The organism is Amaricoccus sp. (genome assembly GCF_017995835.1).
In the GTDB taxonomy this organism is placed as follows: domain Bacteria; phylum Pseudomonadota; class Alphaproteobacteria; order Rhodobacterales; family Rhodobacteraceae; genus Amaricoccus.
This window is the reverse complement of the sequence record NZ_JAGOID010000068.1, coordinates 1-17401: the sequence shown is the minus strand read 5'-3', so window position 1 is coordinate 17401 and position 17401 is coordinate 1. Positions and strand designations below refer to the sequence as shown.

16 protein-coding genes are annotated in these 17401 nt (G+C 71.1%); 9 read left to right on the top strand and 7 right to left on the bottom strand.

Going from position 1 to position 17401, the window contains the following annotated elements:
- Positions 1-1154, top strand: a 1154-nt coding sequence (locus KBA23_RS11355) for a calcium-binding protein (RefSeq protein WP_290740911.1), incomplete at its 5' end; no start/stop codon positions are given.
- A gap of 122 nt (positions 1155-1276) precedes the next feature.
- Here KBA23_RS11355 and KBA23_RS11350 read toward each other — a convergent pair.
- Together KBA23_RS11350 and KBA23_RS11345 are read right to left on the bottom strand one after the other, a co-directional pair.
- Positions 1277-2914, bottom strand: coding sequence for an ATP-binding protein (locus KBA23_RS11350; protein ID WP_290740909.1), 1638 nt, complete (start codon positions 2912-2914; stop codon positions 1277-1279).
- 22 nt (positions 2915-2936) lie between these two features.
- Positions 2937-3482, bottom strand: coding sequence for a heme NO-binding domain-containing protein (locus KBA23_RS11345; protein ID WP_290740906.1), 546 nt, complete (start codon positions 3480-3482; stop codon positions 2937-2939).
- A 231-nt stretch (positions 3483-3713) separates the two neighbouring features.
- Here KBA23_RS11345 and KBA23_RS11340 point away from each other — a divergent pair, with 231 nt between their 5' ends.
- A complete protein-coding gene (locus KBA23_RS11340; RefSeq protein ID WP_290740904.1) occupies positions 3714-7622 on the top strand; it encodes a nitric oxide synthase oxygenase in 3909 nt (1302 codons plus the stop codon).
- 102 nt (positions 7623-7724) lie between these two features.
- Here KBA23_RS11340 and KBA23_RS11335 read toward each other — a convergent pair whose 3' ends face one another.
- The gene (locus KBA23_RS11335; protein WP_290740901.1) at positions 7725-8255 is read right to left on the bottom strand and encodes a dihydrofolate reductase family protein; all 531 of its coding nucleotides are present in this window, start codon (positions 8253-8255) and stop codon (positions 7725-7727) included.
- Positions 8256-8282: 27 nt separating this feature from the next.
- The gene (locus tag KBA23_RS11330) at positions 8283-8795 is read right to left on the bottom strand and encodes a gamma-glutamylcyclotransferase (RefSeq protein ID WP_290740899.1); all 513 of its coding nucleotides are present in this window, start codon (positions 8793-8795) and stop codon (positions 8283-8285) included.
- A gap of 178 nt (positions 8796-8973) precedes the next feature.
- Here KBA23_RS11330 and fabD point away from each other — a divergent pair, with 178 nt between their 5' ends.
- The 6 genes from fabD (at position 8974) to KBA23_RS11300 (ending at position 15118) form a co-directional block, all read left to right on the top strand.
- Positions 8974-9909 carry an ACP S-malonyltransferase gene (fabD, locus tag KBA23_RS11325; protein ID WP_290740896.1) on the top strand — a complete coding sequence of 312 codons (936 nt, stop codon included), beginning with the start codon at positions 8974-8976 and terminating at the stop codon, positions 9907-9909.
- Positions 9910-9912: 3 nt separating this feature from the next.
- A complete protein-coding gene (gene fabG, locus KBA23_RS11320; protein WP_290740893.1) occupies positions 9913-10650 on the top strand; it encodes a 3-oxoacyl-[acyl-carrier-protein] reductase in 738 nt (245 codons plus the stop codon).
- A gap of 361 nt (positions 10651-11011) precedes the next feature.
- A complete protein-coding gene (locus tag KBA23_RS11315) occupies positions 11012-11245 on the top strand; it encodes an acyl carrier protein (protein ID WP_290740890.1) in 234 nt (77 codons plus the stop codon).
- A 483-nt stretch (positions 11246-11728) separates the two neighbouring features.
- The gene (gene fabF / locus KBA23_RS11310) at positions 11729-12991 is read left to right on the top strand and encodes a beta-ketoacyl-ACP synthase II (RefSeq protein WP_290740887.1); all 1263 of its coding nucleotides are present in this window, start codon (positions 11729-11731) and stop codon (positions 12989-12991) included.
- A gap of 10 nt (positions 12992-13001) precedes the next feature.
- Positions 13002-14036, top strand: coding sequence for an endolytic transglycosylase MltG (gene mltG, locus KBA23_RS11305; RefSeq protein WP_290740884.1), 1035 nt, complete (start codon positions 13002-13004; stop codon positions 14034-14036).
- A 290-nt stretch (positions 14037-14326) separates the two neighbouring features.
- Positions 14327-15118 (top strand): inositol monophosphatase family protein, encoded by a 792-nt coding sequence (locus tag KBA23_RS11300; RefSeq protein ID WP_290740881.1) that lies wholly within the window; start codon positions 14327-14329, stop codon positions 15116-15118.
- Here the strand turns inward: KBA23_RS11300 and KBA23_RS11295 are convergent.
- Positions 15093-15902, bottom strand: a complete 810-nt coding sequence (locus KBA23_RS11295; protein ID WP_290740878.1) for a folate-binding protein — start codon at positions 15900-15902, stop codon at positions 15093-15095. The two genes, KBA23_RS11300 and KBA23_RS11295, sit on opposite strands and share 26 nt — an antisense overlap.
- A 72-nt stretch (positions 15903-15974) precedes the next feature.
- Entirely contained in the window at positions 15975-16298 is a 324-nt protein-coding gene (locus tag KBA23_RS11290) for a 2Fe-2S iron-sulfur cluster-binding protein (protein WP_290740875.1), read from the bottom strand.
- A 150-nt stretch (positions 16299-16448) separates the two neighbouring features.
- Here KBA23_RS11290 and KBA23_RS11285 point away from each other — a divergent pair, with 150 nt between their 5' ends.
- On the top strand, positions 16449-16844 hold the full coding sequence (locus tag KBA23_RS11285) for an OB-fold nucleic acid binding domain-containing protein (RefSeq protein ID WP_290740914.1): 396 nt from the start codon (positions 16449-16451) through the stop codon (positions 16842-16844).
- Between the two features lie 29 nt (positions 16845-16873).
- Here the strand turns inward: KBA23_RS11285 and KBA23_RS11280 are convergent.
- The coding region (locus tag KBA23_RS11280; RefSeq protein WP_290740873.1) for an aminotransferase class I/II-fold pyridoxal phosphate-dependent enzyme at positions 16874-17401 on the bottom strand (528 nt) is incomplete at its 5' end.

Here is a 17401-nt window from a genome sequence, read left to right as displayed (position 1 = left end):
GGCCGGGCGACGACACTATTTCCGGCGAAGGCGGCGCGGATCTCGTCATCGCCGGGCCGGGAGACGACGTCGTCCTCGGTGGCGACGGGGGCGACCTGATCCTCGGGGGGGCGGGCGACGACACGCTGCGCGGGGGCGAGGGCGACGACCTGATCGACGGCGGCCCGGGCGACGACATGGTCCACGGCGGCGGCGGCTCGAACGTGCTCTACGGCGGGGCGGGCGACGACGTCCTCGACGTGCGCTTCGCCACGCTCGCCGAGGCGGAGTTGCCCGCGGGAGGCTTCGTTGTCTGGCGCGACGCCAAGCGCCTCGCCGTCGACGAGATGCACGGCGGGGACGGAGACGACCGGCTGGACGGCTCCTTCGGGGCGGACCGGCTCTTCGGCGACGACGGGAACGACACGTTGCGTGGCCAGGACGGCGACGATCTGCTCGTCGGCGGCGAAGGCGACGACCTGCTCTTCGGCGACGGCGGGGCGGACCGGCTTTTCGGCGGGGTCGGCGACGACCGGCTCGTCGGCGGGCTCGGCGACGACGAACTGAACGGCGGGGCTGGCGACGACAAGATCGAGGGCGGCAACGGCAACGACTTGCTGGCCGGCGAGGCGGGCGACGACGTGATGTTCGGCGGCTACGGCGACGACCGGATCGACGGGGGCGCCGGCGCCGACCGGGTCGAGGGCGGCGGCGGCGACGACCTGATCCGGCTCGGCGACGGCGACGACGTGGTGACAGGGTTCGACGACTACGGCCGCGGCGACGACGTGATCTTCGGCGAGGCGGGCGACGACCGGCTGCACGGCGGCCGGGGCGCGGACTGGCTCGAAGGCGGCGACGGCGACGACACCCTCGTCGGCGGCGCGGGCGACGACGTGATGGTCGGCGGCGCGGGGGCGGACGTCTTCGTCATCCGCAGCGCGTTCAACGTCGACATCATCCTCGATTTCGGGGCAGAGGACATGCTCCATGTCACCGCGAACGTGAACGGCATCGGGCCGGTGACGGCCGAGGCGCTCGCGGGCAGGATCGAGGACTGGGGGAGCGATTCCTGGCTCGACCTCGGCGGGTCGATGGGCAACGGCGTGCTCTTCGTCGGCATCGAGGCGGAGACGCTCGCCGGGCTCCTCGACACCAACCTCGTCATCATCTGACGGCGCGGCCGGGGCCCGGTCCGCGCGCCCCGGCGATGCCGTCCCGAGAGGATGCGATTTCCCGCCGTCCGCCCGTCGGGCGAAAGCCGCCCGGCCCGGCCTCGGCTCCGACGGCGCCGCGGTCAGGCGCGCGCGTGCGTCTGCGTCGGCGCGGAGTCGACGGCGGGGCGCGAGAGCTGGTTGGCGATCATCCCCTCCAGCCGTTCGAGGTCGATCGGCTTGGTCACGAAGTCGTCCATGCCGACGAGGCGCGCCTTGTCGCGGTTCTCGAGCATCGCGTCCGCCGAGAGCGCGATGATCGGCGTATGGGCCCGACCCTGGGCCTGCTCGCGCCGGCGCAACTCGCGCGTGGCCTCGAAGCCATCGAGGACCGGCATCTCCACGTCCATCAGGATCACGTCATAGGGCCGGCGCTCCCAGGCGATCAGCGCCTCGGCGCCGTGGTTCGCCAGGTCGAAGGTGTAGCCGAGCTTGCTCAGGAAGAGGGTGAGCACGAACTGATTGGTGGCGTTGTCCTCGACGACGAGGACATGCGGCGCGCCGATGGTCGCGTTGCGGGGGCCGCCGTCGTCGGCGACCGACTCCGCGGGGGGGCGGGCGGCAGCGAGAGGCAGTTCGACGGTGAACGTCGAGCCACGGCCGAGCCGGCTCTCGACGCGGATATCGCCCTGCATCTGCCCGCAAAGGAGTTTCGCGATCGCGAGCCCGAGACCGGTGCCGCCGAAGCGCCGGGTGGTCGAGCTGTCGGCCTGAACGAATGGACGGAAGAGGCGGCCCATTCCCTCGGCCGACATGCCGATGCCGGTGTCGCGCACGATCATCCGAAGCTCGCGCCGCTCGCCGGTTCCGGCGAGCCGGACCGACACCGAGACGCCGCCGACGTCGGTGAACTTCAGCGCGTTCGAGACGAGGTTGACGAGGATCTGCCGCACGCGAACCGCGTCGCCCATGCACCACGGCTCCGGCGCGTCCACGCTCACGTCGAGCTCGAGGCCCTTGCTCGCCGCCGCCGGGCCGAAGAGGCCGCGCACGCCCTCGGCCAGTTCGGCGACGTCGAAGGGCGCCTCCTCGAGGTCGATCTGGCCCGACTCGATCTTGGACAGGTCGAGGACGTCGTTCAGGATGTCCATCAGGAGCTTGCCTGATGTGATCATCACGTCGAGCATCTCGCGTTGGCTCTGGGTGAGATCGGTTCCCGCGAGGATGGCGGCGAGGCCGAGAACCCCGTTCATCGGCGTGCGAATCTCGTGGCTCATCGTGGCGAGGAAGGCGCTCTTTGCGTTGTTGGCGCGCTCGGCGGCCTTCTTCTGCTCCTCGAGGCCCTCGGCGAGCGTGCGGGCCTCGGCGAGGAGGCCGGAGCGCATCTCGGCGGCGAGCAGCATGTCTAGCGTGCCGTCGGTGGGGGAGAAATCGGAGAACTGCAACTCCAGCGCCACGTCCCTGGTCTCGAGGTCGGGGATGTGCCCGAGCATCAGCCAGAGCCCGTCGGCGCGGGGCAGCGCGATGCCGCGCATGCGCAGCGGCCGCTCGACGTTCAGTCGCACGATCATCGGCCGGCCGCGGCTGCGGAGCGCGGAAAGGTCGGCGACGTTTGCGGGGCGTTCGATGCGGAACCGGTCGAAGAACGCGGCGCCGACCAGTCCGTCGCCGGCATGGGCGCGGATCGACGGCCCGGCCGCGACGATGCGCCCGGCGCGGTCGAGGCGCAGATAGGCGGGAAACAGCGAAGCCAGCTCGTGCTCGGCGAGCGTGAGTCCCATGGGACGGCCTGCGTCCATGCGGTCAGGCGTTCACGGGCTGGCGCGCAAGAACGAAAAGCGCGCCCCCCGGGCGCGCTTCGTAGTCGATGGTCACACGCTCCCCAAAGCGTTCAGCCACGGCGCTGAGTATCCCGTGGACGAAGGGCGCGAGACCCTCGCGTTCGGATCGGTAAAGCACGTGGATGGCTCCATCCCGGCTCTCGACCACCTCGAAGCCGGGCAGCGATGCCTTGGGCATGTTGGACTTGATCGAGGCGTGCATCCGGTCGAGGTTCGAGATGAAGGTCTCGAGATCTCCGCCCGCCATGCAAAGGACGCGGCCATAGGCCGATGTCCCCGCGAAGTCGATCCAGGTGCGGCCGAAGAGATAGAACGTCTCCGCCATGGAGCAACCGAGACGGTCGGCGATCAGGCCGACGATGCGCATCGTTTCGGCGTCGGAATAGTACTCGAACCCGATGAAGTGGCGGCCGTTGAGGCCGCTGGTCTCGACCAGCCGCTCCCACTCCGCCTCGCCGAGGTGAGCCACGGCGAGGTCGCGCGCCGCCTGGTGGATCATGCCGTACATGCGCCGACCTCCGCTCGCGAGCCGCGGGACCGCGGCCAACGCCCCGCAACATGATGCGGGGGTTTTGGCGATCCCTTAAGACATCCCCCGATAGTATTTCATTGGTTAAACAGTGGTAAAGACAGCTTTACAAAAGCTGGCGTACATCGCGAGGGCACGGGGATGAAGAATTCAAGCACGCTTCAAAAGCGATACTTGGATGATTCCGGGACAGTTCCGGGCGACCGCGACGTGCCCGGGTCCGAGTCGAGCGAACATCTGAGCCGTGTCGAGCGCGTCATCGTCAAGGACAGCTGGAACAAGTTCCTCGCGTTCGACGAGATGCTGACCGAGATGTTCTTCGAGCGGCTGATCCTCGACGCTCCGGAACTGGCGGACCAGTTCGGGGCGGCGATCGACCAGGCGCCGACCGAGTTCCTCGCCCTCTTCGACCGGGCCGTGCGCGCCCTCGACAGGTCGACCGAGGTGGCGCTCCGCGAGGCCTATCGCTCGGCGCCTGGTGCGGAGGGCGCCCGGTGCGCCGACATCGCATCCGCGGGGAGCTTCTTCGCGACCTACGGGCTGACCGCCGAGCACTGGCGGCTCGCGGGTCGCACCTTTGTCTGGGCAATGGGCAAGGCACCCTATCTCGAGGACTTCGAGCGCGACAACCTCGCGCGCGGCGACGGTTCCGCGATCGCGCGGTTCTTCGCCGCCGAGATCGCCCGCCCGATGATCGCGCATGTCGAGGCGGAGGAGCGCGCGCTCGCTCCGGGCGTGGTGGCTGACATGCAGGCCGGCGCGGAGGCGATGCTCGCCCACCCCCAGGACGCCGGAATCTTCTTCTACCAGACGCTGTTCCGGACGCATCCAGAGGTGCTGCGCCACTTCCGCACCGCCGACATGGACATGCTTTCGCGCCACCTGATCGAGACGGTGGTGTTCCTGAGCCGGGCGGCGGCGACGCGGCCGAAGAACCTGCGACAGGAGTTGCGCAACCTCGGCCAGATTCACCAGTCGAACGCCATCCCGCCGGCGGACTACCCCAAGCTCGCCGGGCCGCTGCTCGAGACGCTCGGCGCCTTCGGCCTTCCGCTCGACGAACGCACGCGTCGCGGGTGGGAGACGCTGTTCGGCCGGGTCATTCGCATCATCTCCGAGCCGATGGCGCAGCAGGAGAAGCTGACGAAGGCTGCCCGCGAATTCATCGACCAGGTGGCTTCGGAGCTTGGCTGGAGCCAGGCGCGGCTCGACAAGCGCTGGTCCGAGGTCACCCACGAGATCCGGGCGACCGGATCCTACACCCACGCCTTCGAGGAGCTCGAGCACGGCGCCCGGCTCGCCTGGCGCAACGCGCCGAAGTGCATCGGGCGCATCAGCTGGAAGAACCTGATCGTGCGCGACAGGCGCTACGTGGTCGACCCCGACGAGATGTTCGCCGAGTGCGTCGAGCACCTGCGGGCGGCGACGAACGGCGGCAACATCGAGATCGTGCTGACGCTGTTCCGCCCGACCCGGCCGGGCGAGCGCTGGGGACCGCGGATCTGGAACAGCCAGCTCATCCGCTACGCCGGGCATCAGCTCGCCGACGGTTCGGTAGTGGGCGACCGGGCGAACCTCGACCTGACTGCCGCGATCCGCAAGCTAGGATGGGAACCGCCGGCCGAGCCGACCGACTTCGATGTCCTGCCGATCGTCATCGACATGCCGGGCCACGAGCCGCGCGTCTACCACTTCGACCCGGCCGAGGTGCTGGAGGTGTCGATCACACATCCGACGGCGCCGGCCATCGCCGAGCTGGGCCTGAAGTGGTGCGCGGTGCCGGCGATCGCCAATTTTCGCCTCGACATCGGCGGCATCAACTACGGGTGCCTGCCGTTCAATGGCTGGTTCATGGGCACCGAGATCGCCCGCAACCTCTGGGAGGAGAAGCGCTACGATCGCGCCGCGCAAATCGCCGCCGCGCTCGAACTCGACACCTCGTCGGAGGCGACGCTTTGGAGGGACCGGGCGTTCCTCGAGCTGAACGTCGCCATCGTGCACAGCTTCCAGCAGGCGCGGGTGACTCTGGTCGACCATCAGACCGCCTCGCGCCAGTTCATGATCCACGACCTGCGTGAAAAGAAGGCCGGCCGGGAGTGCCCGGCGCAGTGGTCTTGGATCGCGCCCGCCGCCGGGGGCGCGACCACGCCGGTCTGGCATCACGAGATGCGCGACTTCCAGTTGCGCCCGGCCTATGCCTACGCGGCAGATCGCTGGCAGGTGGCCGATCGGGGCATCTGCCCGGCGCGCGAGATCGTCGCGGCGCCGGAGGCCAGGACTAGGCGGCCCTTGATCCTCTACGCCTCGGAGACCGGCACCGCCGAGGGCTACGCGCGGCAGGCGGCCCGCCGGCTCGGCGGGCTCGCGCCCCAGGTCCTGTCGATGGACGAGGTGGACGTCGACCAGATCGCGCGTGAATCGCTCGTGCTCGTCATCGCCTCGACCTGCCGCGACGGCGACGCGCCCGCGAACGGGCAGGCGTTCCTCGACTGGCTGCGGAGCCGCAAGCCCGGGGCGCTTGTCGGCGTCGGCTTCTCGGTGCTCGGCATCGGCAACCGGATCTACCCGAAGTTCTGCGCCGCGGCGGTCGCCTATGACGCGGCCTTCGAGGCGGCCGGGGCGGAGCGCATCGCGAAGCTCGATCTCGCCGACGAGATCTCCGGTCAGTCCGACACCGTGAAGCAGTGGCTGGAAATGTTCGCCAAGCTCTGGTCGGCGGACGGCCAGGCGGTCCGGGCGCGGCGCGCGGTGGTCGAGATAGTCCCGCCTGCGCGACCGCCGGCGGTCGACCCCGCCCGGATCGGGCGCGTCGCCTTCAACGACGAGATGCTCGGTCCCGACGCCGGTCCCGGCCGCTCGACGCGCCACATCGGGATCGACCTGCCGGCGGGCGCGGACGCCTACGAGGCCGGCGACCATCTCGCGATCTGTCCGGTCAACCCGGATCGGCTGGTGGACGGCGTGTGCCGGCATCTCGGGCTTCCGCGCGACGCATGGTTCCGCATCCTCGGCGCCTCGGCGCACGCGCTCGACCGCTTCCGGGGCGGCTATCCGGTGGAAAGGCTGCTCGCGCAGGACCTGGATCTCGGGATGCCCACCGCGCCGGAGGAACTGCTCGCCGCCATGCGCGCCGCGAGTCGCGACCTCGACGACCAGATGCAGCTGGACCGGTGGATCGCGAAGCTGAACCTCGACGAGGCCGATCCCGCCCGCGCGGCGCTGCGCGAGTGGCTCCGCGAGACGTATCACTCGCTCCTCGACCTCTTCGAGGCGTTTCCGCAGTCCGTTCCCCCGATCGACGTGCTGATCGAACTGCTGCCGCGTCTGAAGCCGCGGCTCTACTCGATCGGATCGAGCCCGCGGGTCCATCCGCGGCAGGCGCGGATCATGGCGGGTGTCCTCACGCTCCCCTCGCGGGACGGGCGGTCCCGGCGTGGCCTCTGCTCGCACTATCTGAGCGAGCTCGCGCCAGGGACGGCGTTGCGGATCGCCGTCAAGTCCGCGCCTCGCCGGCTGCCGGCGGACTTCGTCGGGCCGCTGCTCCTCGTCGGAGCCGGGACGGGGCTCGCGCCGCTCTACGGCATCATGCAGGATCGCGTCGCCCGGGGCGCGCGGGCGTCCTCGGCCACGCCTGCGGCGCTCTACGCAGGCTTCCGCGGCGAGGACGAGTTCCTGCAGCGCGCCGACCTGATCCACTGGCGCGAGCAGGGCCATCTCTCGCGGCTGTCGGTTGCCTATTCACGCAAGGGTCCGGCAAAGGCCTATGTTCAGGACGCGATCGACGGCGACGGGGCGACGGCCTGGGACGTGATCCGGCGGCCGGACAGTCACCTCATCATCTGCGGCGACGCGAAGATGGCGCAGGACGTCGAGGAGCGGCTCTTGCAGGTCATTCAGCGCGAAGGCAGCCTTGGCTATCCCGGCGCGCTGGCGCTGTTGCAGCAGATGAAGGGCGAGGGCCGCTTCATCGAGGACGTGTGGGGCGTGCAGCTCAATCGCGACGTGGCTCTGCCCGAGGTGGTCCGGGCGAAGTACGATCGCGGCGCCGGTTGGTTCGCCCGCCTGGGCCGCGCCCTCGCCGGGCGCCGTGGCGACGCGGGCTCGATCGAGCGCTGGTGACCGCGCGGGAGGGCGGCCTCGCCGCCCTCCCGGCCCTAGGGCCTGCCATCGCCGCCGACTTGGGCGGATGAACCGGCGCGATCCGCCTCGTACCCGTACCGTTCAGGCGGAAACGTAGGTCAAGCGGATCACGTCCTCGCCGATGCGATCGCTTGCAGTCAGGCGGAGACGCGGACGCGCGCCGGCGAAGAACGGCTTGCCGCGACCGAGCACGACCGGGTGGAAGTAGAGCCGATACTCGTCGACGAGACCGAGGTCCGTCAGACTTCGCGCCAGGTCAGGACCGGAAACGTCGACCTCCCCTGCGAGCCGCGCCTTGAGCCCCCGTAGCGCCGCCTCGATACCGCTGGACACAAGCGTGGCGTTCGGGCCGACCGACTCCAGCGATCGCGAGATCACCCACTTCGGCTGGTTCCGCCACGCGGTCGCGAAGTCGCGCTCCTCCGGGGTCCAATCCGGCTGGTCCTCGTCCCAGTAGCGCATGACCTCGTAGATGCGGCGGCCGTAGACGCTGCCGGTCACGCCGCACACCTGCTCGATCCAGTGACGAAAGAGCGCGGGATCGGGCGCGAAGTCCTGATGGTCGACATAGTCGTCCAGCGATACGTTCATTCCGTACACGAACTTCGCCATTGCACGAACTCTCCGCTTTGTGTCGCATCATGGATGCGGTCCCAGGCTTCCTGCCGGGGACCGCAGGCGGTTGAGCCGCGCGGCGACCCGGGCGTCGAGGTCGTCCAGGTAGGGGTCCGCGATCCCGTGCGCCGCCAGCGCCGCCACCGTCTGCATCAGGTACTCCGCGCAGCTCCCCACGGGGCCGCAGGCGCCGGCGATCATCTCCGCCGCCTCGTCGGGGTCGAGCGTGCCGACGTAGTTTCCGGCCTCGGGGTTCGAGGTGAAGGCGAGCGCCCGGACGGCCCGGCCGTCGTCGGCCGCGACTTCGATCCACAGCGGCAGGTTCCCCGACGGCTTCACCGACATCTCCCGCCGCCACAGCCCCGCGAGCTCGGCCGCCTCCCGGTTCGGGTCGAGCCGGTGCAGCACCCCCACGACCGCGGCGCCCTCGGCACGGTCGAGCTGCATCATCAGACCCGGGCGGTCACGCGTCGCCCGGTAGCGCCCGATCCGCAGGCAGAACGACGGCGTCCATCCGTACGCAGTCGCCTTGCCCACGCCTGCGGGCTCGTAGGCCCCACGCGGGTGGCGAGGGCAACGAGTTCCTCGGTCAGGCGGATGCGGTCGGTCATGGGCTCCCTCGCCGGCACGCTAGCACGCTCCCGACGGCCGCGCGACGCTGGACGGGGCGGGGCGACGTCGCTAGGAAACGCGAAACAAGCAAACGGGGGGCGACGTGACGCGGGCATTCCTCTTTCCCGGCCAGGGGGCGCAGTCGATCGGCATGGGCCGCGCTCTCGCCGAGGCCTATCCGGCCGCACGGGCGGCGTTCGAGGAGGTCGACGCGGCGCTGCATTCCCCGCTTTCCCGACTGATCTGGGAGGGCGACCTCGACGAACTGACTCTGACCGAGAACGCCCAGCCGGCGCTCATGGTCACCTCGATCGCGGCGCTGCGCGCCCTCGAGGCGGAGGGGCAGGGGATCGAAACCGCCGCCTTCGTGGCGGGGCATTCGCTCGGCGAGTATTCCGCGCTCTGCGCCGCCGGCGCGCTGGCGCTCGCCGACACGGCGCGGCTCCTGCGCCTGCGCGGGCAGGTGATGCAGGCCGCGGTCCCGGTCGGCGAGGGCGCCATGGCGGCTCTGCTCGGACTCGACGTCGCCGCTGCCGAGACCGTGGCGGCTGAGGCTGCGGGGGGTCAGGTCTGCGAGGCGGCGAACGACAACGACCCCGCGCAGGTGGTGGTCAGCGGCCACCGCGCCGCCGTCGAGCGGGCGGTGGAGATCGCGAAGGGCAAGGGCGCCAAGCGCGCGCTGCTCCTGCCGGTGAGCGCCCCCTTCCATTGCGCGCTGATGTCGCCCGCCGCGGAGGCGATGGCGGAGGCGCTGAAGGAGGTTCGGATCGCCCGGCCTTCGGTCCCTGTCGTGGCGAATGTCGTCGCGCGCGGCGTGGACGACCCGGACGAGATCCGGCGCCTCCTCGTCGCGCAGGTCACCGGCCGGGTGCGCTGGCGCGAGAGCGTCGAATTTATGGCCGCACACGGCGTCGACGAGACCGTCGAGCTCGGCGCCGGCAAGGCGCTGTCCGGCATGGTGCGCCGGATCGCCCGGGAGATCGACACGAAGGCCGTCGGTGCGCCCGCCGATGTCGCCGCGCTGGCCGGGGAGGGCTGAGGCATGTTCGACCTGACGGGCAGGGGGGCGCTGGTGACGGGCGCCTCGGGCGGCATCGGCGGCGCCGTCGCGCGGGCGCTGCACGCACAGGGCGCCACGGTCGCGCTGTCGGGGACGCGGGTCGCGCCGCTCGAGGCGCTGGCCGCCGAACTTGGCGCGCGCGCGCACGTGCTGCCCTGCGACCTTTCAGACCCGGCCGCGGTCGACGCGCTGCCGAAGCAGGCCGCGGAGGCGACGGGCTCGCTCGACATCCTCGTCAACAACGCCGGCATCACCCGCGACCAGCTGATGATGCGCATGTCCGACGCCGACTGGTCGGCGGTGCTCGAAGTGAACCTCACCAGCGCAATGCGGCTCGCCCGCGGGGCGCTGCGCGGCATGATGAAGGCGCGCTGGGGCCGGATCGTCAGCGTGACCTCGATCGTCGGCGTGACCGGCAACCCCGGACAGGCGAACTACGCCGCCGCCAAGGCGGGCCTGATCGGCATGTCCAAGAGCCTCGCCGCCGAGGTCGCGAGCCGGGGGGTCACGGTCAACTGCGTCGCCCCGGGCTTCATCACCACGGCGATGACCGACGCGCTCGGCGACGACCAGAGGGCTAAGCTCCTCGCCGGCATTCCCGCCGGGCGGATGGGGGTCGCGGAGGAGATCGCGGCGGCCGTGGTCTATCTCGCCTCGACCGAGGCCGCATACGTCACCGGCCAGACCCTGCACGTCAACGGCGGAATGGCGATGATCTGAGGCGCGCAGGCGCAGGGGAGCCAGGATTCGCCCCTTGGGGCTCGGGCCGGTCCGGGGTTCGGGAGATGCTGGGGCGCGGGAGGCGAGCGCCAACCGCCAAACGTCAGGATGCTCACGGAAGTCCATGATGGAAAACCGGAAAGTTTCCCGACCTATCCCGAGCGCCCGTAGTTCGGGAGGCTTGCATTAGCGTTTGCCGTAGGCTTTCGTTGTGCTATAGGCGCGACGAGTTGTCCCGGGGTTCGGCGCCGGGAACTGGCCGCGACCTTCGGACGTTACGGCGCGAAAAGGCGGCGGCGGGACGGCCCGAGAACAACGAGGACGGGCGCTCGCAGAGGCCCGGCACAGCGAGGAAGTAGAGATGAGCGATATCGCAGAACGGGTCAAAAAGATCGTGGTCGAGCACCTGAGCGTCGACGAGGCCAAGGTCACGGACAATGCCTCGTTCATCGACGACCTCGGCGCCGACAGCCTCGACACGGTCGAGCTGGTCATGGCCTTCGAGGAGGAGTTCGGGATCGAGATCCCCGACGACGCCGCCGAGACGATCCAGACCTACGGCGATGCGGTGAAGTTCATCGAGGCGAATTCCTGATCCACCCCGACGGGCGGATCCGCGGCGGCGTCCGGGCGACCGGACGCCGTCGTCGTCTCCGCCCGGGGCATGCGCAAGGCATGCACGGACCATGCACAACGCATATGCATAGCGGAACGGTCGGGGATTCCGCGAACCCCCGCCTGGTCGGGCCTCGGTCCGGGGGCGAGGCATCCGGGTGGCGCGCCGCAGCTGCGGGAGATCTCGCCGAGGACGAGCGCCCCGATCGCGGCGACCATGATCAGGAACGTCGTCGGCGGCAGGCGGTCGCGCCCACTGCGATCGCGAGGAGGCCGCCCCATGCGCCCTGCGCCGCCGCGGCCGTCCGCAAGCGAGCCGTTTCGTGCGCCGGGAACCGAAAAGGTCGCGCGAGCCGCGGGACGGAACCGCGTCCGCGGCGGCGCGCGCGTCGATGGCGCGCTTGCCGGGGCGGGGGCCGTCCGCTATTTGTCGGGCCAAGGATTTTTCAGGCGGAGGCGGCGGATGCGGCGCGTTGTGATCACCGGGCTCGGCATGGTCAGCCCTCTCGCCTCGGGGGTCGAGGAGACCTGGAGCCGGCTGGTGGCCGGCAGGTCAGGGGCCGGGCCGATCACCCTCTTCGACGCGAGCAATCTCGCGACGCGCATCGCCTGCGAGGCGCCGCGCGGCGACGGGAGCGACGGCACCTTCAACGCCGACGACTGGATGTCGCCGAAGGAGAGCCGCAAGGTCGACAACTTCATCCTCTTCGCCGTGGCCGCGGCCGAGCAGGCGGTGACGGACGCCGGCTGGAAGCCAGAGGCCGAGGAGGACCGGCTGCGCACCGGGGTGATGATCGGCTCGGGAATCGGCGGCCTCGCGACGATCGCGGACACCGCGGTCGTGCTCAAGGAGAAGGGGCCGCGGCGGGTCTCGCCGTTCTTCATCCCGGGCAGCCTGATCAATCTCTGCTCGGGTCAGGTCTCGATCCGCTACGGCTTCAAGGGCCCGAACCATTCGGTCGTCACCGCCTGCTCGACCGGCGCGCATGCGATCGGCGACGCGGCGCGGCTCATCATGTGGGGCGACGCCGACGTGATGGTGGCCGGCGGCGCCGAGGCGGCGATCTGCGAGCTGGGGATCGCCGGGTTCAACGCCTGCAAGGCGCTCTCGACCGGGTACAACGACACGCCGGAGAAGGCGAGCCGGCCCTATGACCGGGGCCGCGACGGCTTCGTCATGGGCGAGGGCGCGGGCGTGGTGGTGCTGGAAGAGCTCGAGCACGCCAGGGCGCGCGGCGCGCGGATCTACGCCGAGGTGGCGGGATACGGGCTTTCGGGCGACGCCTACCACATCACCGCCCCGGCCCCGGACGGTGACGGCGGCTATCGAGCGATGCAGGCGGCGCTGCGCAGCGCCGGGATCACACCCGAGGAGATCGACTACGTCAACGCGCATGGCACCTCGACGCCGATGGGCGACGAGATCGAGCTCGGCGCCGTGACGCGGCTGCTCGGCGCCCACGCGGCGCGCGCGACGATGTCCTCCACGAAATCCTCGACCGGGCACCTGCTCGGCGCCGCCGGGGCGATCGAGGCGATCTTCTGCGTGCTGGCGCTGCGCGACCAGGTGGCGCCGCCGACGCTGAACCTGGAGGATCCCTCCGTCGAGACGCCGCTCGACCTCGCGCCGCTGAAGGCGCGGGAACGGGAGATCCGCGTGGCGCTGTCGAACTCCTTCGGCTTCGGCGGCACCAACGCCTCGCTGGTGCTGAAGCAGTTCGCATGAGCCTGCGCCGATGATGCGTCATGTCGCCGCGAACGTCCTGACGCTGCTCGTCCTCGGGATGGTGCTGGTCTTCGGGATCGTCACCTGGGGCCAGTCGCAGTTCCGCGGGCCGGGCCCGCTCGAGGCGCCGTTGCGGATCGAGGTGGCGCGCGGCGAGGGGCTCGCCAGCGTCGCGGACCGGTTGCAGGAGGCGGGCGCGATCTCGAACGCCTCGGTCTTCCGTATCGGCGCGCGCTATGCCGGGCTCGATTCCGGGGTGCGCTACGGCGAGTACGAATTTCCGCCGGGCATCTCGATGCAGGGCATCCTCGACCAGCTCAACGCGGGCGGCAACGTGCTGCGCCAGGTCGTCATCCCGGAAGGGTGGACGAGCTGGCAGGTCGTGGAGGCGCTGCGGGCGCATCCCGACCTCTCGGGCGAGATCGCCGAGGTTCCGCCGGAGGGGAGCCTCGCGCCGGCCGGCTACGACTACCAGCGCGGCGATCCGCGTCAGGCGATCCTCGACCGGATGCGCACTGAGCAGGACAAGGCCCTGGCCGAGGCCTGGGCGGCGCGCGACCCCGACCTGCCGATACGGACTCCGGAGGAGTTGCTGGTCCTCGCCTCGATCGTCGAGAAGGAGACCGGGGTGACCGAGGAGCGCGGCCGGGTGGCCGGCGTCTTCGTCAACCGGCTGAAGCGCGGGATGCGTCTTCAGACCGACCCGACCGTGATCTACGGCATCACCAAGGGTCGCGAGACCCTCGGCCGCGGCCTGCGGGCCAGCGAACTGGCCGCGTCGACCCCGTTCAACACCTATGTCATCGGCGGCCTGCCGCCGACCCCGATCGCCAATCCGGGCCGGGCCTCGCTGATGGCCGCGGCGCGGCCGGAGCAGACGGACTTCCTCTACTTCGTCGCGGACGGCAGCGGCGGCCACGTCTTCGCCCGCACGCTCGAGGAGCACAACGCCAACGTCAACGCCTGGCGCCGGCTGGAGGCGCAGCGCGCGCTGGAGGCGGAGCAGGCCGGCGAGAGCGAGCAGGAGGGGCAGGAGGGGCAGTAGCCGTCGACAGCGGCCGCGCCCGGCACGGCGTGGCGGTTCGCCGGTTGCGGTCTTCTGGGCGCCAGGGTGCTCGTGCGATCCCAACGTTTCGCTGCGATGTCGTCCGCGCCGCCGGGGCGGGGAGACGGTGAAACCCGCGCCAACGGGGCAGCGCGCCGCGGGCGCAACGCCCGAGCGGGCGGGACGTCGACGCGGCGCCTCGGGTCCGCCCGCGCCGCGGGTGGACGGCGCCCCTTCCGGCCGTCGCCGCGGGCGGCTATAGGGCGCGGGGCCGATGGAGGGTCAGGGGCATGGCGCAGGCGTCCGCCAACGTGAACGTGATGATCAAGGCGGCGCGCAAGGCCGCCCGCTCGCTCCTGCGCGACTTCGGCGAGGTGGAGAACCTCCAGGTCTCGTCCAAGGGACCCGGGGACTTCGTCAGCCGCGCCGACACCCGCGCCGAGCAGCTGATCCGCGAGGAACTGACCGAGGCGCGGCCGAACTACGGCTGGGTCGGCGAGGAGAGCGCCGAGGTCAAGGGCGCCGACCCGACCCGGCGCTGGATCGTCGATCCGCTCGACGGCACCACGAACTTCCTGCACGGCATGCCGCACTGGGCGATCTCGATCGCGCTCGAGCACAAGGGCGAGATCGTCGCCGGCGTCGTCTACGACCCGGTCAAGGATGAGATGTTCGTCGCCGAGAAGGGCGCGGGCGCCTATATCAACGACCGTCGCCTGCGTGTCTCGGGGCGCAAGGACTTGCTGGAGATGATCTTCGCCACCGGCATCCCCTTCGGCGCCCGCACCGACCTGCCCCCGGCGCTGCGCGAGATCGCCGCGGTCGCGACCGTCTCGGCGGGCGTGCGGCGCATGGGCTCGGCCGCGCTCGACCTCGCCTATGTCGCGGCCGGTCGGGTGGACGGGTTCTGGGAGCGCGGGCTGAACGCCTGGGATCTCGCGGCGGGCGTCATCCTCGTGCGCGAGGCCGGGGGGATGACCGGGCCGCTCGTCGAGGGCGGCGATCCGCTCACCGGGGGCGGCGTCGTTGCCGGCAACGCCAACGTCTTCGAGCCGCTCACGAAGCTCTTGCGGGCAGCCTGATCGTCGCGTCGCCGGCGCGCATCTCGCCCGTAGCCCGGTCGAAGCGCAGGTAGGCGAGGCCCTCGCCCCCGGCGGTCGTGTAGAGCGTGCCCGCCGGCTTGCCGCCGGCCTCGATCGACGTGCCCGGCGGCGGGGCCGCGCCCGTCACCTCGACGCGGGCGAGGCCCTTGCGCAGCTCGGTCTTGTGCTTCATCCGCGCCGTGACCTCTTGGCCGACGTAGCAGCCCTTGCGGAAGTCGACGCCGTTCAGCCGTTCGAAGCCCATCTCGAGGATGTAGCTGTCGTCGGCGACGAGTTCCACGCCGGTCTCGGGGACGCCGAGCGCCACCCGCCTCGCATCGATCTCCGCCGGGTCGAGCCGGGCCATCCCGGCGACGAAGGCGGCGGCGTCGGGGACATAGGCGCGCCAGCCGAGTCCCGGCGCGCGCGGGTCGGCGACGACGAGAGGCCCCGCGGGAGCGGGGCCGCGGCCGACGGCGACCTCAAGTCCGGCGGGCGCGACGCTGACCCTGGCGCGGAGCCGGTACATGGAGAGCCGCTGCGCGAGGGCGGCGGCGCGGTCGGCCTTGACGTCGAGGATGATCTCCGCGCCGTCGGCGAGCAGGATGAAGTCGAAGAGGTACTTGCCCTGCGGGCTGAGCAGCGCGGCATAGACGGCGCCCGCGTCGAGCTTGCGCACGTCGTTCGAGACGAGGCCCTGGAGGAAGTCGCGCGCCTCCGGTCCGCCGATCCGGAGCGTCGCCCGGTCGGTTGCGGCCAGTCCCGCGGTCACGGCGTCGGTCATGGTCCCTCGCTTAGCATGTCCCGGCGCCGGCGGCGAGAGACGCCGACCGGGCGCAGACCGGGTCGGTCGGGATCAGATCTGCTTCTCGGGCATCTGCACGACGAGGCCGTCGAGATCGTCGGTGACCTTGAGCTGGCAGGTCAGGCGCGAGCGGACCGGGTCTGGCTCCCAGGCGAAGTCGAGCATGTCCTGCTCCATCATCTCGCGGGGCGGCAAGCGGTCGACCCAGGCGGGGTCGACGTAGACGTGGCAGGTGGAGCAGGCGCAGGCGCCGCCGCAATCGGCTTCGATGCCGGGGATGTCGTTGTCGCGCGCGCCTTCCATCACCGTCAGGCCGGTCGGCACGTCGACTTCGTGGGCGGTGCCGTTGTGCTCGATATAGGTGATGCGCGCCATTTCCGTCCTGCCTGCGAGTGGAACGGCGCCTGTCTTAGCGATCCCGAAGCGCCGCCGCCAGTCCGGATCGATTCCGGTTCGGTTCCGGCGATCATGCTTGCCGGGCGAGCAGAGTGTTCTATCTTTGTTCGAATGAGTCCCGTCTCGCCCATCGCCCGGTCCGATCGCGCCCCTTCGGGGGAGCGCCCGCGCCGTCGCCCCGCCTGGCCGCGGCCGCCGGCCTGCGTGCCGGCGGGCGATCTCGTATTGCCGCCGAACGGGGCGCGGCTCGCGGTGGCGGGGATCGTCATCTGCCGCCAGCGTCCCGGCACGGCCAAGGGGGTGATCTTCGTCACGCTCGAGGATGAGACGGGGGTGGCCAATATCGTGGTCTGGGCGAAGACCTTCGAGCGGTTCCGCCGGGCGGTGATCGCCGGCCGCTGCCTCAGGGTCACCGGCCGGTTGCAGCGCGACGGCGACGTGGTCCACGTGGTCGCCGACGTGGTGGAGGACATCTCGGCGATGCTCGACGAGTTGCCCGGGATCGACGCCGCGGCCCCGACGTGACTGCCCGCCGCGGAGCGGCCGGCGTCGCCTCAGGCGGCGACTTCCTCGGCGGCGTGCTTCTCCATCAGCGCGCCGGCGTTCTGCATGACCTTGCGCACGCCACGGGCGGCCTGGCGGATGCGGTGCTCGTTCTCGACCAGCCCGAGCCGGACGTAGCCCTCGCCGTACTCGCCGAAGCCGACGCCCGGGGCGACCGCGACCGCCGCCTCGGCGAGCAGAATTTTCGAGAAGGCCATCGACCCGGCCGCCGCGAAGGGTTCCGGCACCGGCGCCCAGGCGAACATGGTGGCCGGCGGCGACGGAATCGCCCAGCCGGAGCGGCCCATGGCGTCGACGAGCACGTCGCGCCGGGACTTGTAGATGGCGCGGATCTCGCGGATGCAGTCGTCCGGCCCGTTCAGCGCCGTGGCCGCGGCGACCTGGACGGGGGTGAAGGCGCCGTAGTCGAGATAGCTCTTGATCCGCGTCAGCGCGCCCACGAGCCGCTCGTTGCCGACGGCGAAGCCCATGCGCCAGCCCGGCATCGAGTAGGTCTTGGAGAGCGAGGTGAACTCGAC

Bases quoted from the DNA above. Each gene is read 5' to 3' on its own strand.
- KBA23_RS11350 (WP_290740909.1), bottom strand. From the start codon at position 2,914: ATGGGACTCACGCTCGCCGAGCACGAGCTGGCTTCGCTGTTTCCCGCC.
- KBA23_RS11345 (WP_290740906.1), bottom strand. From the start codon at position 3,482: ATGTACGGCATGATCCACCAGGCGGCGCGCGACCTCGCCGTGGCTCAC.
- KBA23_RS11335 (WP_290740901.1), bottom strand. From the start codon at position 8,255: ATGGCGAAGTTCGTGTACGGAATGAACGTATCGCTGGACGACTATGTC.
- fabG (WP_290740893.1), top strand. From the start codon at position 9,913: ATGTTCGACCTGACGGGCAGGGGGGCGCTGGTGACGGGCGCCTCGGGC.
- KBA23_RS11315 (WP_290740890.1), top strand. From the start codon at position 11,012: ATGAGCGATATCGCAGAACGGGTCAAAAAGATCGTGGTCGAGCACCTG.
- fabF (WP_290740887.1), top strand. From the start codon at position 11,729: ATGCGGCGCGTTGTGATCACCGGGCTCGGCATGGTCAGCCCTCTCGCC.
- mltG (WP_290740884.1), top strand. From the start codon at position 13,002: ATGATGCGTCATGTCGCCGCGAACGTCCTGACGCTGCTCGTCCTCGGG.
- KBA23_RS11300 (WP_290740881.1), top strand. From the start codon at position 14,327: ATGGCGCAGGCGTCCGCCAACGTGAACGTGATGATCAAGGCGGCGCGC.
- KBA23_RS11295 (WP_290740878.1), bottom strand. From the start codon at position 15,902: ATGACCGACGCCGTGACCGCGGGACTGGCCGCAACCGACCGGGCGACG.
- KBA23_RS11290 (WP_290740875.1), bottom strand. From the start codon at position 16,298: ATGGCGCGCATCACCTATATCGAGCACAACGGCACCGCCCACGAAGTC.